The sequence below is a fragment of the Burkholderia sp. AU4i genome, assembly GCF_000466765.1.
GTDB classification, from domain to species: domain Bacteria; phylum Pseudomonadota; class Gammaproteobacteria; order Burkholderiales; family Burkholderiaceae; genus Burkholderia; species Burkholderia cepacia.
This window is the reverse complement of the sequence record NZ_ASSI01000447.1, coordinates 1-515: the sequence shown is the minus strand read 5'-3', so window position 1 is coordinate 515 and position 515 is coordinate 1. Positions and strand designations below refer to the sequence as shown.

Genomic DNA, 515 nt, shown 5'->3' with positions numbered 1-515 from the left:
ACCAGCGGAACAGCAGGTTGTAGTGCACCTGCTCCATCAGCTGCCGCTCAGATCGCACGCTGAACAGCACCTGCAGCAGCATGGCGCGCAGCAGCTTCTCCGGCGCGATGCTCGGCCGTCCGCCCTTGACCTCGGCTGCATACATCCCCGTCAGCGTTGGCCCCAGCTTGTCCAGCGCCGCATTGGCCGTCTTGCGAATCTCGCGCAGCGGGTGCCGTGCCGGCACGAAGTCCTCCAGCTTGCGCATGGTGAACAGGCTCTCGGTGAAGGTGTCGGTGCCTCGCATCGTTCTCAGTCAGATCGGGTGCTCAAATTGTCCTTGCTACCCGTTGCTCGACCGTCTCCGTCGGCCAGTTTTTCAGCAGCCTGCTAAGAGCAAAGGAATCCATGAGTGCCATGCTGCCGTAACAAACGGTACCTAGAATTCATTCGCTAATTCGATTTAGCAATCATTGGCCGGGATTGATTCCGAAACCAAATCACAATAACTGATTTATCAATAAGGAGCAATTTAT

At 56.5% G+C, this 515-nt stretch carries 1 protein-coding gene; it reads right to left on the bottom strand.

The genetic code is table 11. The features are described 5' to 3' along the window. The coding region (locus tag L810_RS43400) for a transposase (RefSeq protein ID WP_042978489.1) at positions 1 to 286 on the bottom strand (286 nt) is incomplete at its 3' end. Between the last annotated feature and the right edge of the window lie 229 nt (positions 287 to 515).